The following is a 213-nucleotide window of genomic DNA, read 5'->3' on the forward strand; positions in this document are numbered from 1 at the left end:
AAGTGGCCTTCAGCCGCAGCGAACGCTTCTGGCTCGCCCGTGGTGGCGTGGCGAAACTGCACGAGAGTCATCCCCTGCACCTGCTCTGGCAGGCGCTGCCGGAAGACACCCGCCTGAGCCCGCATCAGTACCTGGCCACAAACAGTCCGCAGGGGCCGTGGTGGATACTGGGGTGGGCTGAGCGGGTACCGGAGCCGGATGAGGTACTCCCCG

Annotated in this window: 1 protein-coding gene; it reads left to right on the forward strand. The window is 67.1% G+C overall.

All coding sequences use genetic code 11. The features are described 5' to 3' along the window. On the forward strand, positions 1-213 hold a 213-nt coding region (locus tag OGX96_RS00755), incomplete at both ends, for a hypothetical protein (protein ID WP_286582008.1).

Origin of the sequence: Citrobacter sp. Cpo100, from assembly GCF_030332595.1 — a bacterium.
GTDB classification, from domain to species: domain Bacteria; phylum Pseudomonadota; class Gammaproteobacteria; order Enterobacterales; family Enterobacteriaceae; genus Citrobacter; species Citrobacter portucalensis.